Origin of the sequence: Bacteroides sp. An279, from assembly GCF_002159615.1 — a bacterium.
In the GTDB taxonomy this organism is placed as follows: domain Bacteria; phylum Bacteroidota; class Bacteroidia; order Bacteroidales; family Bacteroidaceae; genus Phocaeicola; species Phocaeicola intestinalis.
On record NZ_NFJA01000051.1, the window covers coordinates 1 to 20,980 of the forward strand.

Sequence of the window (20,980 nt, forward strand, 5' to 3'; positions counted from 1 at the left end):
TGGGATGAGTTTTTGAGGCATTTTCGCTTCTGTGATGAGGAAGATAGCGGGCTATCTGACGAAGAACAGGAGCGAAAAGGACCAAAAAATCGCCCAAAGCACACACGAATACAGATACATCAAGCCAAGAAAAACTTTTTGGAGAAATTCAAAACAGCTTCTAAATATGCTTATATAGAAATTGTCTAAATAGTATCCGACGCCTGAAGTCGAAATAAGTAATGACTAATCCTTTGATATTCAAGTTGTGAATGAAGAAGGATTAGTCTTTGTGCGCTTTGAGAAATAGATAAATAATGCATTGAAAAACAAACCTTTGCAATTTTACAAATGCTTGGAAATATATGTTTCAGAAGTGTGTAAAACAAGCGGTTGAAAACCAATATATTATAAAAGCCTTGTAAAAAGCAAGCGAAAAGGCATTTGTTTTTATAGAAATAGATTCCGAACTTTGTTCCGTAGAAGTATAGCTTAAAAATATAGAGAGGACAAATATGATTGAAAACAATCAGGCTATTGTATTGTGGCAACGTTGTCTTGACTTTATTCGTGACAACGTTAATACGACAGCCTTTACTACTTGGTTTGAACCCATCGTGCCTGTCAAATACGAAGGGAAAGCTTTGACTATTGGAGTTCCGAGCCCTTTCTTCTATGAGTATCTGGAAGAAAAATACGTGGAACTCTTGCGTGCCGCCATCTATAAAGAGATAGGTGAGGGTACGGAGTTGATGTATTCCATTTTGACCGACAAAACGAATCACATAGCCATTGATATGAAAGGGACAGAACGCTCGGGCGCTTTGTCTCCTCAGAAGCCCATACATGATGGGAATAAGGCTCCTACATTGTTGCAGGCTCCTGTAGTTCAGGATTTAGACCCACATTTGAATCCTAACTATAATTTTGAAAACTTTATCAAGGGTACCAGCAATGAGTTTTCGCGCACAGTGGCTGAGACGGTGGCTCAGAATCCGGCACGTACTTTCAATCCGTTGTTCTTGTACGGACCTTCAGGGGTAGGAAAAACGCATTTGATTAATGCTATCGGTACGCGTATCAAGGAATTGTATCCGGAGAAGCGTGTGCTTTATGTGTCTGCACACTTGTTTCAGGTGCAGTACACCGATTCGGTTCGTACCAATCATTTTAATGATTTCATCAGTTTTTACCAGACTATTGATGTGCTGATTATTGATGATATTCAAGAATTTGCCGGAATGACCAAGACACAGAACACGTTTTTCCATATATTCAACCATCTGCATCAGAACGGGAAGCAGCTTATTCTTACGTCCGACCGTGCACCGGTGATGTTGCAGGGGATGGAAGACCGCTTGTTGACACGTTTCAAGTGGGGACTGATTGCCGAACTGGAAAAGCCGGATATTGAGTTGCGCAAGAACATCTTGCGTAGTAAAATCCGTCGCGACGGTCTTACAATACCTGAATCTGTGATTTGCTATATAGCCGAAAATGTAAACGAGAGTGTACGCGAACTGGAAGGAATTGTCAATTCTTTGTTAGTATATTCTATCCAGTTGAAACGGGAAATCAACTTGGAACTGGCACAGCATATTGTGCAGAAAGCTGTGCGTTGTGCCGAAGTGAAACCGCTTACGGTCAATGATATTATAGAGAAGGTGTGCAAGCATTATCAGATAGATACTTCTGCTATCCATACCAAGACTCGCAAGCGTGAGGTGGTGCAGGTACGCCAGCTTGCAATGTATCTGGCAAAAAAGCATACCGATGTTTCATCTGGCAAGATTGGCCAGATGATAGGAAACAAAGACCATGCTACCGTGCTTCATGCTTGCAAAATCATTAAAGACCAGGTGGAAGTGGACAAGGCATTCAAGAGCGAAGTAGAGGAAATCGAAGCAAGTTTGCATCGGTGAGATATGAAATTTCCTTTTTAAAGATATTTCTTTGTAAAAGGGTTGCATATTTCAAATGAATGTCGTACCTTTGCACTCGCAATTAAGAAACGGGGTTCCGTAGCTCAGCTGGATAGAGCAACGCCCTTCTAAGGCGTGGGTCGAGCGTTCGAATCGCTCCGGAATCACAGAAATCTGTAAGTGGTTTTTCCGCTTGCAGATTTTTGTTTTTTCTACTCCACATGTCATTAAGAAACTGTTTTGAATTTCTCCAAAAAGTTTTTCTCGTCTTGATGTTTCCGTTTTCGTGTGTGCTTTGGGCGATTTTTTGGTCCTTTCCGCTTCTGTTCTTCGTCAGATAGCCTGCTATCTTCCTCATCACACAAGCGGAAATGCCTCAAAAACTCATCCCAAATCATCGCACGATAAATTCAAAACAGTTTCTAATTTGTGCATTTGTTCAAGTATGCCTTTTGATGAACATAAGTGAGTGGACCGTTTCACATAAGTGACTTGGGTGTTTCACATAAGTAAGTCAGTCGTATCACTTATGTTCGTTGATACCGCATATGGTATAGTATGGCTTGTTTATTTTCTTCTCCTGAATTCAGCGCAGACGATAGCTGTGGCTATGGCTACATTCAGTGATTCGCTGGTGGCTCTTTCAGGCGGATAGTTTGGGATGAACAAGCGGTGGTTGATAACTTCGGCTATGTCCGGGCTGATGCCATTGCCCTCGTTGCCCATTATGATGATGCCTTTGCTATCTAAAGCTTCTTCGTATATGTTATTTCCGTTTAGGAATGTACCGAAGAGGGGAACGTCTGCCTTGGCCTGTTCTGTGATAAATGCGGCCAGGTCACAGTAATGGAATTTTACGCGTGCGATGGCTCCCATCGTAGCCTGTACGGTTTTGGGGTTATAGATGTCAGCCGTGCCTCGCGAGCAGAATATGTGTTCGATGCCGAACCAGTCTGCCACCCGTGCTATTGTTCCTACATTTCCGGGATCTTGAACATCGTCCAGTGCCAGGCAGAGTGAGTGTCTGGCTGCATCTGCTTCTACTTTATGTGGCGGTTGTTCGAAGATAGCCAGTACTTCCTGAGGGGTTTTCTGCAGGCTGATACGAGATAGTTCATCTCTCTTTACCACAATGATTTCGGAAGCTTGGATGTAGGGGTGTTGGTTCAGCCATTCGTCGGTGCCTACTATCAGCCGGCATGTAAAATGCCCCAGCAGGTCGCCTACCAGTTTCGGTCCTTCGGCGATGAAGGCTTGTTCTTCTTTCCGGTTCTTTTTCTGTTCCAGCGAGTGGATGTATTTGATTTTGTTTTTGCTGAGCATACGTTTTCGTTTAAAATGACACCTGTCAGGAATCACAAGGGGAGTCAGAAAAGGTGGTATTGTTCACATTTTGGGTTGGAAGTTAGCAGCCGATACTTGTATGCTTGTTTCATAAAGCTGAATCACGGGCTTTTAACTACCGGGCATAGTGATAATTCTTGCGAAGCATGACCACTTTAACTCCTGATTCGCACAAATAACAAATATTTACGGGCAAAGCTAAGAAGATATTTTCAATAAATCCCTATCTTTGCGGATAAATTTGCATTCCCTCTGAGTAGTATATGAAAAAAAAGGTTCTGATAAACGTATTCCTGATGCTTGCTGTTATGTTGCTGGCAGGCTGTTCAGTGAGCAAGTTTATTCCAGAGGGGAGCTATTTGTTGGATGATGTTAAAATAGAGTCGGATAATAAAGAGATTAAGTCGTCGCAGATGAATCTTTATGTCCGTCAGACCTCTAATGCCAAATGGTTCAGTATTGTCAAGCTTCCCATGTATATTTATAGTGCTTCAGGGCTGGATTCTACAAAATGGCTGAATCGTTTTTGGCGCAAGATAGGTGAGGCTCCCGTCATATATGACCGTGAGGCTGCTCGGGAAACCCGTGAGGAAATGGAAAAAGCCGTACAGAATATGGGATATATGGGAGCTACTGTAGATATGGACGAGGTGCCTTCGGGCAACCGGATGAAAGTGTATTATTCGATTCATTCGGGACAACCGTACGTTGTAGAGCGTCTGACTTATGACATTTCCGATTCGAAAATAGCCGCTTATCTGGCAGAAGATTCTACTCATACCCGTCTGTACGAGGGAATGCGTTTCGATGTAAACGTACTGGATGAGGAGCGTCAGCGTATTACCCAATACTTGCAGGACCGTGGGTATTATCGTTTCAATAAAGATTTCATAACTTATCAGGCGGATACGATGCTGAATACGCATCGGGTAGGTTTGACAATGAGATTATTGCCTTACCGCCGTACAAAGGATGATGCGCCTCAACCCCATAGGCAGTACACATTGCGTAATGTGCGTTATGTGCTGGGGGTAGATTTTGCAGAATTGTCAGAGGATGCTTTGCGCGGGCTCGATTCGATATCTTCCGGTGGAGTCGGGCTTTTTTATAAAGACAGACCTTTTTTACGTCCGCGGGTCGTAACCGATTATAATCATTTACATCCGGGGGATTTGTATTGCAGCCGTAATGTACAGGACACTTATTTTTCGCTGGCGAGGCTGTCAGTATTGAAATATTCCAATATCCGTTTCGATGAAGTACGGTTGCCCGGCGATTCTGCCCGTGTGGATGCATATATCTTTTTGTCTAAGAACAAAAACAAAGCCCTTTCATTCGAAATAGAAGGTACCAATTCGGCTGGTGATTTAGGAGCAGCCGCTTCGGCTTCATTTATCCACCGCAACTTGTTTAAAGGATCGGAAACGTTTACCTTGAAATTGCGTGGTGCGTACGAAGCGGTAAGCGGACTGGAGGGGTATGCCAACAGCAATTATGTGGAGTATGGCGTGGAGAGCAGCATCAATTTCCCCGAATTTATGTTTCCTTTTTTGTCATCCGACTTCAAACGGCGTGTCCGGGCAACCTCAGAGGTCAGTGTGAAGTTCAATTCACAGGTACGTCCGGAGTTCGAACGGACGTTGGCTTCTGCTGCTTGGAGTTATCGGTGGTCGCGTAGGGGAAAAGCTACGCACCGGTTTGATGTGCTCGACATCAACTATGTTTACATGCCTTACATTTCCGGTGCTTTCAATGATTATCTTGACCGTATGGACCAGGTCAATCCTTTGTTGCGGCATAGTTATGAAGACCTTTTTATCGTGCGGATGGGGTATACTTATACATACAACAGTGCAGGAGGAAATGCGATGAAGGCTGCCAAGAGCAATTCGTATTCCATCCGTTTCAATATTGAAGAGTCGGGCAATCTGCTTTATGGATTTTCGCGTCTGGTGCATAAGAAACCGAAATACGGCGATGCTTATCAGCTGGCAAACATCGATTTTGCCCAGTATGTGAAGATGGATATCGATTTTGCGAAGAATTTTGTGATAGACGACCGGAACTCGTTGGTATTTCATGCTGGGTTGGGCATAGCTTGCCCGTATGGCAATTCGAGAAGCCTGCCTTTCGAAAAGCTTTATTTCTCGGGTGGAGCCAATAGTGTGCGTGGCTGGAGAGTGCGTACGCTGGGACCCGGTTCGTACCGGGGAGACGGGAATACCATCGATTATGTCAATCATACGGGTGATATCAAGCTTGACCTTAACATCGAGTATCGTACCTATTTGTTCTGGAAATTGAATGGTGCGGCATTTATCGATGCCGGTAATGTGTGGAATATTCGTACCCAAGGCACACAGACCGAAGGCGTTTTCAAGTTCAACCGTTTTTATAAGCAATTGGCAGTAGCATATGGTTTGGGCATTCGTTTTGACCTCGATTTTCTAATCCTGCGTTTCGACGGTGGTATGAAAGCCATCAATCCGATGTATACGGGCAAAGACCGTTATCCGATTGTTTCACCTGATTTCAAGCGTGATTTTGCTTTCCACTTTGCTGTAGGCTATCCCTTCTGATTAGTTTAATTCAATTATAAAGACAAGATGAAAGATTCTAACAATTTGTATACGAAAGAAGAAATTCAGGAACTGGAACATTGGTTCGATAGCAAGGAGCTTCCTAAGAGTTTGCAATTGGACAAGGCTACATATATCCCAGACCTGAAAGAAACATTGCACAGGTTGTTTCTGCAAGCAGACCAATGCTACGAAAATCCGAAGATGCAAGGTTGTATTTATCTGCTAGAACGCATCAAGGCAAAGCTGGAGGAATGAAGAATGAAGAATCCCATGTGGCGAAGCGATTCTTCATTCTTCATTTAAAAAAGTTCATCATTCCTCAAACTTCTGCTTGCGTAGAGTTTCTTTCAGCACTTTCGACATTGCCTCGTTTCCTTCTTTCGTGTAGCGGATGTCGGTGAAAATCTGTGCCAGCGTTTCGGTATGGTTGATTTCCATGAAATGCTTGTTCTCGGGCAGTGACTCCTTGTAGGCATAGATACGGTCGATGTCCTCGGGCGAATAGTCATGATATTGCTCTTCGTGAACGATGCCTTCCAAAGGCAGACGGTCGGTCTGGGGAGGACATTCATCGGGATAGCCCACGGTGATGGTAGCAAGCGGAATGACCCGTTCGGGCAGGTTCAGGACTTCGATGATTTGGTCGGGATTATAAATCGTGGTGCCCAGGAAACAGGTGCCCAGTCCGGCGGCTTCGGCAAGTGTGCAGAAGTTCTGTGTAAGCATGATGGCATCGATGCTGGCATTCATGAACGAGAGCAGGTTGTCGTAACCTGGTTCTGCCTTGCGTTGGCGACACCACTTCACAAAGCGGTTGAAGTCGGCGCAGAAGGTCAGCACCACGGGAGCCTCTGCCAGCATTGGCTGGTGGAAATGTGCGGGTGCCAGCCGTTCTTTCATTGCCGGGTCACGTGTGATAATGACGCTATACAACTGCATGTTACCCATTGTTGGGGCACGGAAAGCTTCTTCCAGCAATCCGTTCAGCAAGTCGGCAGGAATGTCCTGTTGCTTATACTTGCGTATCGTACGTCTGTTTTTGATAGAATCCATAATTTGTTTTTGGTTTTTGGTTTGAGCAAAGGTAATATAAAATGAGCAAATAAACAATGTGCCAATGTGCTAATGTGCTAATGTGTTAATGTGCTAATGTGCTAATGTGTTAATGTGCTAATGTGTTAATGTGTTAATGTGCCAATGTGCCAATGTTCGTTACGCCGGATTTTGATAATGTTTACTGCGGTTTAATGTACCTCGAATTCGGATAATTTGATGCCATAGCCCATTTCGGGCCATTCTACGTAGATGTCTTGGTCATCTGTATGCCTCACTATCAACACTTGTTGCGTAGGGTTGATTTTTTGAAGAAAGTCGTATGCCTCTATGGGCAATTGGTACGTGCGGCTGTCCCCATTGTGCCTGATGAAGAGCTTCAGGCAAGTCCGGCTGATGCTGACATCTTCCAGCTGGTAGGTGTCTTTCAGGTCAATTCTGCCTGCAAACAACGCTTTGGCTTGTTCGAAGATGGAATTTCCTTGTTCTTTATCCCATTTGTTCATGATTCTTGCCCACACTTTTTCTTCTTTGTCTTTCGGTTTTTCCAAATTTATCTGTTTCATGGCTTCAGGAAGCCCGAATAGATTACCTGTTGCAGGATTGGCTTCCAGATAGAGTGTATGTGTTTCTTCATCATATCCGTAGGCATAAAAACACCATTCTCTATGTGCTCCAGTTCCTCGGCAAGCTTGAAGGATGAGCGGGTCGTCTTCTTTATCTACCGACCAAAAGCAAAACACCAATGCGTCTTTCAGTACGAATGTGCAGATGTCTTTTCCTGCTTCCAGGCACAATACGATGTAGCACCCGTTTGTGGCACGCCCGAAACTATGCTCTACCAGTACCCATACTTGGCTGCCTTGTAGGTAAGGGTGCCCGGGTATGCGCCAAAAGCTTTTTGCATCCCAACCGAATAACATCATGCTTTGACTGGCATAGCTGCTGAAATCCGCTTCCGTATAGCGTCGGAACAAGATGGTACAGTTTTCGATGATTTTCCACAAGTTCGATGCTTTTGTCAGTTCTTTCAGATTGAAAGAAATTTCATGCGCGTCCGTCCTTTCCGGGTACCAGTAGGATAACATACTGTCCAATTCGTCTATCAGCAGGCAGAAAGTGCGTTGGGGGTTTTCCTTATAAGGGTCGATATTTCGGCATCGTATATAAATCACCGTCACGATGCCCCAATACACATCCGGTTCGTCCGCTTTCAGGTCTTTCAGTATCGGGGCAGTTTCTTGCTGAAATTCCGGAGAACAAGCTTCGTAATCATCATCGGTCAGCATGAGCAGCAAGTATCGAAGCCACTTCGGATGTTTCCGGTCCATTTCGGGCAGAATCAAGTCGCTGAAATAAGCGGCCCCTTCAAAGATACGCGCTAAGTTATGCAAGTGCCTTTCCGTGAGGCAGTGCTCTTCCAGGAGCTTGTCCCACACGTCGTCCACCGTACTGTCTTTCGTTTCATCCCTCATAATCCGATAAAGGGTCGCCTTGTTGCTTTCGTATCCCAAGTCTTTGGCGAGTGCGGAAGCCGAAGGCGCGAAAGCCCGGTTTTCGATGAGGCATTGCAATATCTTTCGTTTCTCGTTCATATCCGTATCAATTTAAGCCGGTTTTGATACAAAACGCCGGCACCTGCCGAAATCCGTCCTTATATAATATAAGGAGTAAACGGGAAAACCGTAATTTTGTATCAATCGGATGTAAAGGTAAAAAACTCCCGAAAAAGAGCGTCATGTCCGGCAAAAAATGTATATTTGCATGATGCGGGCTGGAGAAATGGCCCATATTTATGGAAAGCGTTTTTTGCTTTCGTCCTAAGAAACGAAATCGCCAAAATTCAGACTCAGACGGATGAAAGGAACATGACGCTCATCTGTTTTGTATATGTCTGTGTACAGCCCGTGTTGTACCTGTACATACCAAGACGGCGTGGGAGTACTGTTTATATTCATTTCTGGGTAAGGCGTTTGGCGATGCCTGTTTCTTGATGGATAGCAGACAAGTCCTCACGCCTTTACTTTTGTGTTAAATCTAATGCTGAATTCGGAGGGCTTATAGGCGTATAAGAAGGGGAGGGAATATCTTCTCCAGAAAGGGGAAAAAGTCATGAAATATAAATTAGATTACGATTGCGGTTCGTGAGAGTCCGATTGGGAAATAGAGGACGGTATCCGATACGATGCTATGGGTTGACAAAGTAATATATACTGCATCGCCCGATGCAGTATATATTCATAGGCAGATGCAGTATATATTCATCAGGCGATGCAGTATATATTACTTTTGGAGGGGTATTGGATAGCCTGGCTTTTATAATATCAGTCCGGCTATGTTTCCGTACGAATAAGCGTCCGTATTTTATTTCCCTTTTTAGTGGTGAAATAGCTGTAATATTGCAATAACTTGATGATGTAAAGGTAAAAAACTCCAAGAAAAGAGCGTCATGTTCGAGTAAAAAACATATCTTTGTAGTGTCTGGCTGGAGAAATGGCCGGACTTATCATATAGAAAGCGTTTTTTTGCTTTCGTCCTGAAAAACGAAATCGCCAATTTCAAACCAGAAGGATGAAAGAACATGACGCTCATCTGTTTTGCATATGTCCGTGTACAGCCCATGCTGTATCTGTACATACCAAGACGGCGTGGAAGTACTGTTTATATTCATTTCTGGTAAGGCGTTTGGCGATGCCTGTTTTTCAGTGAATAGCAGACAAGTCCTCACGCCTTTACTTTTGTATTAAATCTAATGCTGAATTCGGAGGGCTTATAGGCGTATAAGAAGGTAATGCTATGATAAAATTCGATAAGGATACTATTATTGAAAAGTTCAAGAGCAGTGACTGGGTGGAAAGGGCGCAGGCTTGTTTGAAATCACCGGAAAAGCTGAGCAATCTATCAGACAGCCTGAGTGTGTATATGAATAAGGATGGACTGAAGAATGTGCGGAATCAGTTGACTCAATTAGTAGATTATTTGAGATTCTTGCTGGTGAAAGGGTATCATGACTATAAAGACAATACGCTTGTCGTCATAATAGCAGTCGCTATTTATGTCGTGTCTCCCATAGACTTGATTCCCGACTTTCTGCCGGGTGGATTTAAAGATGATGAATATCTCATAGCCTGGTTATTTCAGACATTAGGAAATAAACTGGAAGTCGCATCACAACAATTGGATCAAGAAAAGAAACTTCTGGATGCAGAATTGTAAAGATTGATAATATGAATAGAACTTGTATCAAATTTAACCAATCCTATGAAGGGTAAGGAAAACATAATACTTTCGAGGATCTGCCGGATCTCTACTCATCCTGTGTCATTGCTGACTGCTGTACACAGGGGCAGTTATCTTCGTGGTTTGGGAGCTGTGCTATACACAATCTCTGGTGGCAATCATATTATGGCGTTTCTCTATGATGAATGGTGTATCTCTGTTTGTGGGCAGAAAATGCAGAATGCGTTTAAAGCTGATGAAAAAGCAATTAGAAATGCACTTTCATTAAAACGAAGTGGCTGGCGCTTTTTCAGGATGAAGTATGAATTCTTCTTCGACAGTTTTTATCTTACAGAAGGATATGCTGCCGCTACAGGCGAGAACTTGCTTGAGACGCTTTATGCTTTTCTTAAAGAGAAGATAGTCACTGCCTTCACAAAAGATGCTTTGGAAGTTGTGAATGAATACTTTAAACATGACTCTCCAAGTTCCAAAATACCCGAAGCACTTCAATCGCATCGAAACAATAATAGAAGTTTCATCCATAAACCATTGAAGAAAGTCCTTGTGGTGGCTAATGTCAGTGCCGGGAAATCAACACTGATCAATGCGTTGGCAGGCTATCGGCTGAACAAAGCCAAGACCACAGCTTGCACAAATAGACTATCTTATTTGTTCAACAAGCCTCAGCCTGATGGCATTTCTGTGTATGCTGACGACAAGACTTTGGTTTATAATGAGCAAGTGGAAAGCATGCGTGGTAAAGACTGGCAATATGCGGGCTTGCATTTCAACTCATTCCTCTCATTATCCAATGTCTGTTTAATTGATACGCCAGGTGTTAATAATAGTGAGAATCTGCAACATGGGAACTTGACTATGCAGACCGTAGAGAAAGGGGATTATGATGTTATTATATATGTGGCAAACTGCCAATATCTAGGAACGACTGATGAGAAGAGATTGGTGCAGTTCCTTATAGAAAAGGGGCGGAGACCTATTATATATGCAGTGAATCAGTTGGATAGATTTAAACCATCCGAAGATTCTATATCTGAAACGCTGAGTCGCTTCAGCAAAGATTTGATGGAATGGGGCGATTGCTCCCCTATAGTCATACCAACTTCTGCCCATACCGGATTACTGGACAAACTGGGGTACGAATATTTAGATGATGATGAAAAGGATGAGTTTGAACTATTAGAGAAAAAATTTTCGAAAGATTTCTTTGATCTAGGTTCATACAAAGGCGAGTCCTCTTATTCATTATTGGATAAAACAGGAATAACTTTATTAGAAAAAACAATATATAAATTTATACAGCAATGAAAAAAGTTAGCATTAAGTACAATCCGTATTTGGTTACTACTGAAGTAACAATTGATGGGCAACCGCCCAAAGCTAATAGCCAGCTTAATGTTGGTAATCTCAGACTTCAGGATTGGGTGGATCGTCTGCCTGAAATCCTTTGTAATGAATATCGTGATAATAACTTTGAAATTACATTCATCGGCACACAAGCTGATTACGAAGATGTAACGATAGCTTTTGTATCTTTCAATAAACCAATGAAGGTCTCTTATAATTTTATAAAGAAGGCTGACATCTCCGATGTTGAGAAAGAAGTAAAAGCCATCTTTAATGAAATCCAACAGGGGCCTATCGAAGAGCTGCGCAATAAGAAAATTGTTAAAGCTTTTGAGAAGGCTGAAAATGCTTTCTTTGACATAAATGTGGTAGCAACTATGAGTTCAGGCAAGTCTACGTTGATAAATGCCTTGCTAGGGCAGCAATTAATGCCTGCAGCAAATGAAGCAACGACGGCTACGATTGTGCGAATTGTAGATACAGGTACAGATCAAAAGGATTTCTCTGCTGTTGCATTTGATAAATCGGGTAATATCGTATCTAAGATAGATAAAGTTAATCTTAGCGACATGAAAAAATTGAATGCAGACCCCAAAGTGTCTACTGTGGAGTTGAAAGGTAGGATTCCTTTTGTTCAGTCTGTTGGAATGAAACTTGTTCTGGTTGATACTCCGGGACCAAATAACTCTCGTGATAAACGTCATGAAGAGATGACATATCGTATGCTTGCCGATTCTGATAAATCTATGGTGCTATATGTGATGAATGGGCAACAATTAGGCATCAATGATGAAAAAATCTTCCTTGATTACATTTGTAAGAACATGGAGAGCGGAGGCAAACAAGCGCGCGAACGTTTCATCTTTGTAGTCAATAAAATGGATGCGTTCAAACCTAAAGATGAAGGATTGGATTGCATAAATAATGCGCTGAATAATGTCAAGAACAGTTTGGAAGAACGTAAAATATTCAATCCAAATATATTCCCTGTTTCAGCTGCCGCAGCATTGGATAAACGAATAGACGACGATGATGCTGATGTATGGCCTGTTTTTAAAAAGAAAACAGTCAAATATCCAGTTTTGCACTTTGAGAATTATTATCAGTATTCCCATTTGCCTCGAATATCCCAGTCCATAATAGAAAAAATGAAAGAAAATGCGTCGGATGACGATCTTGTTGAAATTCATACGGGTATCGTATCAGTGGAGCAGGCAATCAGTCTTTACGTCAACAAATATGCCCGGACAATGAAAGTTCGGGATTTGGTTGAGGCATTTAATGAGAAACTCAATGAAGTTGCGGCAGTTGCTCATTTGGAAGAAGCGATTAGAGCCGATAAAAATGCGAAGGCTGAACTGGAAAAGCAGATTGATGAAATCAGAAAGAATATCAGGACTGCAAAAGACGCACAAAGCTTTTCAAAAACAATCGATAACATAGATCTGACAACCCAATCGAAAAACGCGATAGATGAATGTATCAAAGGAATCATTTTCAACATAGACGATATCCTTCAAACTAGTGAAGAAAAAGTTCCCAAGGAAGAGGCTTATGCCCTATGTGAAAATTTGGAGCGTAAACGGGAAGCTTTATTCATTCAGTTTAAGATTGATGTGGAAAAAATATTCACCCAGACATATAAAAATGCGGTGAATGAGATTATGAAAGAGTATGAGAAATATTTGTCGGCATTGAACTTACAGGTAAATACTTTGTCGGTAAATGTTAATCCATTGAGCCTGGTTTCTGCCTCGCTTTCTGACTTATCGCAAATCATGAAAGCAAATACAGAGACTGAAGATGAAAGCTATACGGTGCGTGAGGCTTATCAGAAACGAGTGGAAGGCGGCTTTTTCAGAAAGATTGGCCATATCATTTCTTTTGGTAAAATAAAGGACCATACTTATGAAACAGCCTACAGAGATAAACGCATAGCCAAATATGTGGACTATGTAAATATAAGAGATGTGGCCAATGAATACTTTACTCCATTGAGAAAGGATCTTGAAGAGAATGAAAAGAAGTTGCAAGATTATCTAAGCGAAGAATCAGAACGTCTGAAAGAAACTCTTCGGAGAGAACTGGAGAAAATCGATGAGGTTCTTGAGCAAAAACTGAATGATTTGGATGCAACTAAAGATGCGCAAAAGCTCAAGTCGGAAGAGATTAGACGTAAGGAACAAAATCTTAGATGGTTAGAGAAGATACAAGAGCGAATCAATAACCTCGTAAGATTTTAACCACTATGAGGACTAAGTTTGCCAAGACGGTAGAAAACAATAATCTCTTTGGGGTTCGTCAGGCTCTTGCAGACGAGATGTTGATTGCTCCAAGAGGCAATGGCTTCAAGGAAATGCTGGCATATGCGGAACAACATCTTCCCGACTTGTACGAGACTGATAACGGTGCCGTGTACACGCAGAATGAGTCTGAATGGACAAAAGATCTGCTTCACAACTTGAAGTATGATTTAAGCAAGAACTTCTCGCGGGAGAAACTGACACTGTTTGTCAAGATGGCTCAATATGTTTTGAAAGACAAAGTAGAAAAAGAACCGGAGAAAACCGATAAGGTTTTCGAGCAAAAACTGAATGACTTGGATGCAACTAAAGATGCCCAAAAGTTCAAGTCAGAAGAGATTAGGCGTAAGGCTCAAAATCAGTTAAAGAAGATAAAAGGACGAATTAATAACCTCGTAAAAAATTTTAAGCACTATGAGAACTAAGTTTACTAAGACGGTAGAAAGCAATGACCTCTTTGGGGTTCGTCAGGCTCTTGCAGACGAGATGTTGATTGATCCCAGAGGCAATAGTTTCAAGGAAATGCTGGCATATGCGGAAGAACATCTTCCCGACTTGTACGAGACCGATAACGGTACCCCGTACGCACAGGACGAGTCCGAATGGACAAAAGATCTGCTCCACAACTTGAAGTATGATTTGAGCAAGAACTTCTCACGGGAAAAACTGACACTGTTTGTCAAGATGGCTCAATATGTTTTGAAAGACAAAGCAGAAAGATTAGATCAAGAAGAAAAAGAAAAACTTCGGACTGCTTCCGATCAAGACACCTTAGAGCATAGTGCGGGTCAGCATAAAGGTGTGTATGCCGGAGTAGCAATAGCCGGAATAACTGTTGCTGTTACGGGCATCTGTATTTCTAAAATGGCTGTAACCACATTAGGTCTGGCCGGTGTGGTGATTGGCGGTGTATTATATCTTAAAAATAACAGAAAATGAGTACTATATATGATAATCCTAAGAATGTAGAGATTCTTAAAAGCGAAGAAACCGCTTCTCCGGAAAAGAATCCATCCGGTTTTCCGTCTACGGATGTGAATAATCCCAATACGCTGCCGGTATCAACTCAGCCGATGGAAGTGTTTAATGAATTGCAAGCATACAAGCAACGTTCGATAAATGCTTTGCGGGTGGTGGACGATATTGTGCTGAAGAACTATTTGACCAAATTGTCGGACATGCAGATAATTCCGGCAGAGGGTCAACACATGGAAGATGGAATTATTCTGTATAAGGTGAACAAAATGGCCTATGAGAAAGATGAATATGCAACAGAAAAGTTCATCAGCGTTGTCAGTGCCATGACTTATACAGACAGTTCGATATTCATGATTGTAGATGGCCACAAGGATCATACCGATTTCTATTTAGGTGTGAAGTGCAATGATGAGAAGCGTGAGATGAGTTCGGTGGCCGATACGTTTTATAATGCGCTCATGGGACAATTTCCCGGTGCGCAGCTGACCGATCTCTCCTACATAAGACCGGGAGCTTCTTGTGCGCAACAAGATTTGCTCCTGGACAGAATGGCCACAGCCAGCAGCATTAGTACGTGTTCCTTAATTCCTGCCTACAAGAACAGCAAAGGAGAATACACAAATGCAAGTTTTGTACAGGGCATCGAGAAATTTGCCACTGCCATGCAAGGAAAAGAATATACTGCGGTTATTCTTGCGTCAAACACGCCTGTACAGGAAATTGCAAACCTGCGTAAAGGATACGAGATGATTTATACGGAATTGGCAACAATGGCAACCCAGCAATTGGCATATTCCACGAATGAGTCTTTGGCTAATGCCCTTACGCGAACTAAAGGTGAATCAATTGCTAATTCTTTAAGCGAGACTGAAGGAACCAGTACTTCATATACCACGTCAGAATCATCTACAAGCGGAACCTCCCGAACTCATACTGAAGGGAAAAGTGAATCCGAACAAAATGTTTGGAGCAAGTTGGGCGGGCTATCCAGTCCTTTAGTATATGCCGGTGCTATTTTAACTGCGACCGGAGTGGGAGCTCCTGTCGGTGCAGCGATGATGGCTGTCGGTGGAGGACTTGCCATTGGTAGTATGGTCAAAGGAAAACAAATCACCAATTCATCTTCTGATGCCAGTAGTGAAAACCAATCAGAGACTACAGGACATAGCGAGACCAACACAAAAAACGAAAGTCAAACGGTAGGAGAAACTAATACGAAAAGTGACTCTACATCAATTAGTAAAACCGCAACCATTGGTTCATCCAAGAATTTCACAATTACGATTCAGAATAAACAGATACAGGAAATTCTGAAACGAATAGACCAACAATTGGAGCGGATTGCGCTGTGCGAAAGTACCGGATTGTGGTCAACAGGTGCTTATTTCCTTTCGTTCGAGAACGACAGGGCTACGGCAGAAACGGGTGCAACCATATTCCGCTCCATTATGCAGGGAGAACAATCTGGAGTTGAAGTTTCTGCCATCAACACATGGTATGATGATAAAAGTAGCCAAAAGGCATCGAGCAAGGAGCTGGCTGCATACGTGAAGTGTATGGAGCATCCTTTGTTTGGATACCTAAGTGGAGATAATGGCATGATGCCGGTTTTGCCGACATCTTTATTGAGCAGCAAAGAACTGGCCATGATGTTGGGGTTGCCTCGTAAGTCGGTACCCGGTTTGCCTGTTGTTGAGCATGTATCTTTGGGCAAAGAGGTTGTTCGGCTTGGGGTTAGGAATAGTAGTCATAAGTTTGACTTGGGTGCCATATTCGACCAAGGTATTGTACGCTCAGAAAATCGGGTATGGTTGGACACTAAAAGTCTTACACAACATACATTTGTAACCGGATCGACCGGATGCGGCAAGAGCGAGACTGTGTATAAGCTGATAGATTCCATCCGAAAGACAGGAGCCAAATTTCTTATCATCGAACCTGCCAAGGGTGAGTATAAGAATGTATTTGGAACTGAATATATTTATGGCACAAATCCGTTGACGTCTAATCTGCTCAAGATTAATCCGTTTAAGTTTGTCAAAGGCGTCCACGTGTTAGAACATGCAGACCGACTGATTGAAATCTTCAATGTTTGCTGGCCGATGTATGCGGCTATGCCTGCAGTGCTGAAAGAAGCTGTTTTGAATGCGTATGAAGATTGTGGATGGGATTTACTCAAGTCAACCAACAAGTATTCGGAACATCTCTTCCCCACTTTTGCCGACTTGATACAAGAACTGGAGTGGGTAATCAACACTTCAGCCTATTCCGAAGAAGTGAAGAGCAACTATAAAGGCTCTTTGGTAACACGAGTAAAATCATTGGCAAACGGAATAAACGGTGAAATTTTCTCCGGACAGGAGATTGGTGATGTCAAACTCTTCGATGAGAATGTCATTGTGGACATCAGTCGCATAGGGTCACAAGAGACAAAAGCCCTGATAATGGGCATTCTGATCATGCGGCTTAATGAATATCGGTCTAATAGCGGTATTGGAGCTAACAGCGAGTTGCGCCATGTCACCATTTTGGAGGAAGCTCATAACATCCTGAAAAGATGCTCTCAGGAGCAAAGCATGGAAGGCAGCAATGTGGCAGGTAAGTCTGTAGAAATGATTGCAAACTCAATTGCTGAGATGCGCACCTATGGAGAAGGATTCATAATTGTGGATCAATCGCCCGGAGCAGTTGACATTTCGGCTATCCGAAACACCAATACCAAAATCATCATGCGCCTACCGGAGGAAACTGACCGAAGAATTGCAGGCAAATCGGCAGCCATGAAAGATCATCAAATCGATGAAATCGCTAAACTACCTACCGGAGTAGCTGTCGTGTATCAGAATGATTGGGAAGAACCAGTCTTGTGCCAAATAGACAGATATGAAGGAAATCGTTTGAAATACGAGTTCAAGAACGAAATTCCCGCTTGTGTAGAAGAAAAAGAAACCAAGAAGAACATCTTGAAGTTTTTGCTAAAAGGCAGAATATCCGGCACAGTTGAGTTTAACAAAGACTGCATTGTGGATAATGTAGATAAACTGGCTTTATCTACGTTTGTCAAGCTGAACATCTTCGAGGCTTTGCAAGAATATGATGAGTGTGGAGAAATCTCCTTGTGGAAAGACGCCCAGTTTGAGAAACTGTCCAGAATCGTCACTGACATAATGGATGCCCGAACAGCTGTACGCCGGCTTACCAAACATACGCAGACTTTTGATGAATTGACTTATGGATTGGAGCAAATCGTTGCCGAAAAAACGGAGGTGACAACCGAGTTATGCAACGTAATTGAACAATGTCTGATGCGTGATTACTCATTGGTGGATGAATTGCATAAAAAACTTTATAGTGCTTGGCTACAACATAAAAGAAAGTTGTTATGATAAACGGTTTTGAATTTAACGAAGGGCTTGCCGGTATAACGCCATTAGACAAATTGTCGGCAAACGAAGTGACGATACCTGATCAAGAATTGAATAGATCGTTGGAGGTCGGCACTATGGAAGCCCCTAATGAGATAGAAAAAAATCTGGAAGGCTACAACAGCCTTCCGGATGAGAAACTGAACGAATCGATTGAGCAGCGGGCTGATGAAGGTTTGAGTGTAGAAGACAGAGCACGAATAAAAGCGGAAACCGGCTGGTCGGATGAGATTGTTGACAACATCAAGAACGTAGATGAGGCTCAAGTATACATCGATGCTAATCTGAAGGAAGTCAATGGAAATCTGGAAAGGCAAGATATTGACTGGACGCAAAAGATTCCCGAAGATAGAATTGAGCGTATGCGTTCGCTATATGGTGATGATGTTGCTGAGCGATGGAAAGATAAAACTAACTTGGATCTTATCAAAGAAGGGAAAGCACCTTATGGACCGGATGGAAAGCAAATAAATCTGCACCATATCGGACAGAAGGCGGATAGTCCTTTGGCAGAACTGACAGATACGGAGCACAAAACTTATGATGGCGTTTTGCACGATAAGACAAAAGACTCCGAAATAGACAGAACTGTGTTCCGTGATGAACGTCAAAAGTATTGGCAGGCGCGATATGAAGAAATACAAAAAGAAAACATAAATCATTGATGTTATGAGTACGTTTATACTTACAGCAAGGTCTGATATGTTTTTAACACCGGACTGTATCATAAGAAAAGGTAGCGTGTTTGAGATTAACAGTTTCGATCCGGTAGCTAATTCTGTTAATTTGTTCAACAATCCGGAGCGGAGAATGAATATAATGTCACAGTTCGCTGCCCAAGGATTGGATTTCTCTGCTCAAAGAAAAGAGTTCATGATGAGCGGCGGTTATTGGGATATTGTTGAGCGGCCAAATCGATTGATATAATGTGGTATGTTGGACATCGGACGTTTATTTGAACGACACTCAACGCTGGATGGTGTAAAGCCATTCGTTGAGGTGGAAGTCATGGAAAAAGAATGCACTGATATTGTTGCGAACTTTTTCGATGAAGGGCTGAACTCCAAGTATGCTGAAGGAAGTTTAGAAGAAAGGCTGAACATAGTAAACGGTTTTTATGATGACGTTAAGCATTCAATGGGAATTTGTGCTGAACTGGAATTTGTGAATAAACCTCCCTATGAGCTGGGTTCATACAGCAAGAGTTCTGATACAATTAGCTTGAACTCCAAATATTTGGAAGATGCAGATTGTACTTCTTTGTTGGATACGATACTCCATGAGTCGCGACATGCTTTTCAGCATCGGGCGATAGATAATCCTAAGTCTGTCTCGGTGGATGATAAAACTCGAGAATCATGGAATATTAATATCACCAATTACATTCTTCCGATATGGGATTTTGAAGCTTACGAAAATCAACCTGTCGAAAAAGATGCCAATGAGTTCGCGGAGAATGTAATGACTAATGGTTTGATAAACAGCAATCACTTAAACGAAAGTTATTATGGATAAATCAGTAATAAAAGAAATATTAGCAAAAGAAGGGTATCCCGACTTTATGATAGAAAGTACAATGGAAAAGATTGAGAAATTTGCTCCCGCCGTAGCCAATGCTTTTTCTGAATGGCTTGACAAAGGCATAGAACCATATCTTGAAGTAGGAGATTACTCATATACAGTTCTAATACAGGCATATAAAATGAAACCTATAGGTGCTTTCATCACTTTAGATTGGTTATATCGCGAACCTGATCAGGCTAAAAAAGCATTGAAACGTGGAATAAAATAGGGGGTATCACGTTTAACGCTATTATAGATATGTTGTGAATAATCGCTTTAAGGAAGTCATGACAATGTCCTATGGATCGGAACTTGGCAATTTGAGTGAAGTATCCAAATAGAAAGAGGTGAATTGAAATCAAGCTATTTGTCTTTCTAAAGTCCCTTTTTGGCTTGCCAAAGTGCCTCTTTAGGCGGCTCAAGAGGGACTTTTGAAGGGAAATATGAATAACGGAATAATTATGATACGAGGAATAGCATTATTTATTTGCACCGAGTGCAAGAAAGTTTACTTTGCACCAGACATGGAATATAATGCAATGGTCTATTCCTTTCCGATGCCTTGCGAACGGTGTGGGAGCATACGTACCATGCCGATGAAGTTGGATCCTTTTCATTCAGATAAATTGAATCCGAACAAGCCGTTGGAGAAACAATTGTGCTATTATTCAATCTATGAGAGTATTTGGAAACGTATAGGGAGGCCGGACATAGACGGTACGCCCGATGAGCAATACCGCACCGGGATGATGTTTCTGAACGGAGAGGCATGGAGTATGCGTAATTCTGAAGTCGCCTTTTATTGGTTTATGAAAGCAGCTAAACGGGGACATGCACAGGCGCAGTATCAGGTGGGCGCAATGTTAGATCGCATGCGTTACAGGTATAAATATGATAAATATCTGGAAGAACCACCTTTTTGTTGCACGTCGTATGCGGAGGGAACGGTTTACCAATGGATAAGCAAAGCGGTCGGGCAGGGCTTACCGGAAGCGATGTGTTACTTGGGAAACATGTATCGCATAGGCAACTCAGTTGAGAAGGATTTTGAAAAAGCGTTTGAGTGGCACCAAAAAGCGATTGTGTCCGGTTGTGTGGAAAGCGAATACGCTTTGGGCTGCATGTATGAGCAAGGCGAAGGCACCCAACCGGACTTGCAAAAAGCTGTCCGCTGGTATGAGGAGGCGGCTAAGCAGGGGCATGTGAAGGCACAGGCTGCTTGCAGGCGGCTGAAAGAATAGGAG

Annotated in this window: 19 protein-coding genes and 1 tRNA gene; 16 read left to right on the forward strand and 4 right to left on the reverse strand. The window is 42.4% G+C overall.

Annotation, left to right across the window (positions count from 1 at the left end; genetic code table 11):
* The 3 genes from B5F78_RS17215 to B5F78_RS10075 all read left to right on the forward strand — a co-directional run.
* Window positions 1–189: hypothetical protein (locus tag B5F78_RS17215; RefSeq protein WP_162608521.1), on the forward strand; the 189-nt coding region annotated here is incomplete at its 5' end.
* Window positions 190–494: 305 nt separating this feature from the next.
* Window positions 495–1,901 carry a chromosomal replication initiator protein DnaA gene (dnaA, locus tag B5F78_RS10070; RefSeq protein WP_022040423.1) on the forward strand — a complete coding sequence of 469 codons (1,407 nt, stop codon included), beginning with the start codon at window positions 495–497 and terminating at the stop codon, window positions 1,899–1,901.
* Between the two features lie 93 nt (window positions 1,902–1,994).
* Window positions 1,995–2,068 (forward strand) — tRNA-Arg (locus B5F78_RS10075).
* Between the two features lie 60 nt (window positions 2,069–2,128).
* Here the strand turns inward: B5F78_RS10075 and B5F78_RS17220 are convergent.
* Together B5F78_RS17220 and B5F78_RS10080 are read right to left on the reverse strand one after the other, a co-directional pair.
* The gene (locus tag B5F78_RS17220; protein WP_162608522.1) at window positions 2,129–2,299 is read right to left on the reverse strand and encodes a hypothetical protein; all 171 of its coding nucleotides are present in this window, start codon (window positions 2,297–2,299) and stop codon (window positions 2,129–2,131) included.
* 169 nt (window positions 2,300–2,468) lie between these two features.
* Complete coding sequence (locus B5F78_RS10080; RefSeq protein ID WP_022040425.1) at window positions 2,469–3,224, reverse strand: TrmH family RNA methyltransferase; 756 nt, start codon at window positions 3,222–3,224, stop codon at window positions 2,469–2,471.
* A 284-nt stretch (window positions 3,225–3,508) separates the two neighbouring features.
* Here B5F78_RS10080 and tamL point away from each other — a divergent pair, with 284 nt between their 5' ends.
* Window positions 3,509–5,824, forward strand: a complete 2,316-nt coding sequence (gene tamL, locus B5F78_RS10085; protein WP_087406625.1) for a translocation and assembly module lipoprotein TamL — start codon at window positions 3,509–3,511, stop codon at window positions 5,822–5,824.
* A 27-nt stretch (window positions 5,825–5,851) separates the two neighbouring features.
* Window positions 5,852–6,082 (forward strand): DUF6965 family protein, encoded by a 231-nt coding sequence (locus tag B5F78_RS10090; protein WP_087208372.1) that lies wholly within the window; start codon window positions 5,852–5,854, stop codon window positions 6,080–6,082.
* A 57-nt stretch (window positions 6,083–6,139) separates the two neighbouring features.
* Here B5F78_RS10090 and B5F78_RS10095 read toward each other — a convergent pair whose 3' ends face one another.
* Window positions 6,140–6,880, reverse strand: coding sequence for an NADPH-dependent oxidoreductase (locus B5F78_RS10095; protein WP_087406626.1), 741 nt, complete (start codon window positions 6,878–6,880; stop codon window positions 6,140–6,142).
* 191 nt (window positions 6,881–7,071) lie between these two features.
* Window positions 7,072–8,475, reverse strand: a complete 1,404-nt coding sequence (locus B5F78_RS10100) for a hypothetical protein (protein WP_087406627.1) — start codon at window positions 8,473–8,475, stop codon at window positions 7,072–7,074.
* Window positions 8,476–9,676: 1,201 nt separating this feature from the next.
* On the opposite strand from B5F78_RS10100, the gene B5F78_RS10105 reads away from it, so the two are divergent.
* From B5F78_RS10105 to B5F78_RS10155, 11 genes are all read left to right on the forward strand, one after another.
* A complete protein-coding gene (locus tag B5F78_RS10105; protein ID WP_087406628.1) occupies window positions 9,677–10,096 on the forward strand; it encodes a YkvA family protein in 420 nt (139 codons plus the stop codon).
* A 45-nt stretch (window positions 10,097–10,141) separates the two neighbouring features.
* On the forward strand, window positions 10,142–11,428 hold the full coding sequence (locus B5F78_RS10110; protein ID WP_087406629.1) for a dynamin family protein: 1,287 nt from the start codon (window positions 10,142–10,144) through the stop codon (window positions 11,426–11,428).
* On the forward strand, window positions 11,425–13,710 hold the full coding sequence (locus tag B5F78_RS10115) for a dynamin family protein (protein ID WP_087406630.1): 2,286 nt from the start codon (window positions 11,425–11,427) through the stop codon (window positions 13,708–13,710). The genes B5F78_RS10110 and B5F78_RS10115 overlap by 4 nt, the downstream gene beginning before the upstream one ends.
* 5 nt (window positions 13,711–13,715) lie before the next feature.
* On the forward strand, window positions 13,716–14,195 hold the full coding sequence (locus tag B5F78_RS10120) for a hypothetical protein (protein ID WP_022040433.1): 480 nt from the start codon (window positions 13,716–13,718) through the stop codon (window positions 14,193–14,195).
* The gene (locus B5F78_RS10125; protein ID WP_022040434.1) at window positions 14,185–14,709 is read left to right on the forward strand and encodes a hypothetical protein; all 525 of its coding nucleotides are present in this window, start codon (window positions 14,185–14,187) and stop codon (window positions 14,707–14,709) included. Before B5F78_RS10120 ends, B5F78_RS10125 begins: the two co-directional genes overlap by 11 nt.
* Window positions 14,706–18,134, forward strand: a complete 3,429-nt coding sequence (locus B5F78_RS10130) for an ATP-binding protein (protein ID WP_022040435.1) — start codon at window positions 14,706–14,708, stop codon at window positions 18,132–18,134. Before B5F78_RS10125 ends, B5F78_RS10130 begins: the two co-directional genes overlap by 4 nt.
* The gene (locus tag B5F78_RS10135; protein ID WP_022040436.1) at window positions 18,131–18,838 is read left to right on the forward strand and encodes an HNH/ENDO VII family nuclease; all 708 of its coding nucleotides are present in this window, start codon (window positions 18,131–18,133) and stop codon (window positions 18,836–18,838) included. Before B5F78_RS10130 ends, B5F78_RS10135 begins: the two co-directional genes overlap by 4 nt.
* Window positions 18,839–18,842: 4 nt before the next feature.
* Entirely contained in the window at window positions 18,843–19,100 is a 258-nt protein-coding gene (locus B5F78_RS10140; protein ID WP_022040437.1) for a hypothetical protein, read from the forward strand.
* A 6-nt stretch (window positions 19,101–19,106) separates the two neighbouring features.
* Complete coding sequence (locus tag B5F78_RS10145; protein ID WP_087406631.1) at window positions 19,107–19,688, forward strand: hypothetical protein; 582 nt, start codon at window positions 19,107–19,109, stop codon at window positions 19,686–19,688.
* Window positions 19,681–19,965, forward strand: a complete 285-nt coding sequence (locus B5F78_RS10150) for a hypothetical protein (protein WP_022040439.1) — start codon at window positions 19,681–19,683, stop codon at window positions 19,963–19,965. Before B5F78_RS10145 ends, B5F78_RS10150 begins: the two co-directional genes overlap by 8 nt.
* A 232-nt stretch (window positions 19,966–20,197) precedes the next feature.
* Window positions 20,198–20,977 carry a tetratricopeptide repeat protein gene (locus B5F78_RS10155; protein WP_162608523.1) on the forward strand — a complete coding sequence of 260 codons (780 nt, stop codon included), beginning with the start codon at window positions 20,198–20,200 and terminating at the stop codon, window positions 20,975–20,977.
* The last annotated feature ends 3 nt before the right edge of the window (window positions 20,978–20,980 follow it).

Coding starts and splice junctions, on each gene's coding strand:
- dnaA (WP_022040423.1), top strand. CDS start 495: ATGATTGAAAACAATCAGGCTATTGTATTGTGGCAACGTTGTCTTGAC.
- B5F78_RS17220 (WP_162608522.1), bottom strand. CDS start 2,299: ATGATTTGGGATGAGTTTTTGAGGCATTTCCGCTTGTGTGATGAGGAA.
- B5F78_RS10080 (WP_022040425.1), bottom strand. CDS start 3,224: ATGCTCAGCAAAAACAAAATCAAATACATCCACTCGCTGGAACAGAAA.
- tamL (WP_087406625.1), top strand. CDS start 3,509: ATGAAAAAAAAGGTTCTGATAAACGTATTCCTGATGCTTGCTGTTATG.
- B5F78_RS10090 (WP_087208372.1), top strand. CDS start 5,852: ATGAAAGATTCTAACAATTTGTATACGAAAGAAGAAATTCAGGAACTG.
- B5F78_RS10095 (WP_087406626.1), bottom strand. CDS start 6,880: ATGGATTCTATCAAAAACAGACGTACGATACGCAAGTATAAGCAACAG.
- B5F78_RS10100 (WP_087406627.1), bottom strand. CDS start 8,475: ATGAACGAGAAACGAAAGATATTGCAATGCCTCATCGAAAACCGGGCT.
- B5F78_RS10105 (WP_087406628.1), top strand. CDS start 9,677: ATGATAAAATTCGATAAGGATACTATTATTGAAAAGTTCAAGAGCAGT.
- B5F78_RS10110 (WP_087406629.1), top strand. CDS start 10,142: ATGAAGGGTAAGGAAAACATAATACTTTCGAGGATCTGCCGGATCTCT.
- B5F78_RS10115 (WP_087406630.1), top strand. CDS start 11,425: ATGAAAAAAGTTAGCATTAAGTACAATCCGTATTTGGTTACTACTGAA.
- B5F78_RS10120 (WP_022040433.1), top strand. CDS start 13,716: ATGAGGACTAAGTTTGCCAAGACGGTAGAAAACAATAATCTCTTTGGG.
- B5F78_RS10125 (WP_022040434.1), top strand. CDS start 14,185: ATGAGAACTAAGTTTACTAAGACGGTAGAAAGCAATGACCTCTTTGGG.
- B5F78_RS10130 (WP_022040435.1), top strand. CDS start 14,706: ATGAGTACTATATATGATAATCCTAAGAATGTAGAGATTCTTAAAAGC.
- B5F78_RS10135 (WP_022040436.1), top strand. CDS start 18,131: ATGATAAACGGTTTTGAATTTAACGAAGGGCTTGCCGGTATAACGCCA.
- B5F78_RS10140 (WP_022040437.1), top strand. CDS start 18,843: ATGAGTACGTTTATACTTACAGCAAGGTCTGATATGTTTTTAACACCG.
- B5F78_RS10145 (WP_087406631.1), top strand. CDS start 19,107: ATGTTGGACATCGGACGTTTATTTGAACGACACTCAACGCTGGATGGT.
- B5F78_RS10150 (WP_022040439.1), top strand. CDS start 19,681: ATGGATAAATCAGTAATAAAAGAAATATTAGCAAAAGAAGGGTATCCC.
- B5F78_RS10155 (WP_162608523.1), top strand. CDS start 20,198: ATGATACGAGGAATAGCATTATTTATTTGCACCGAGTGCAAGAAAGTT.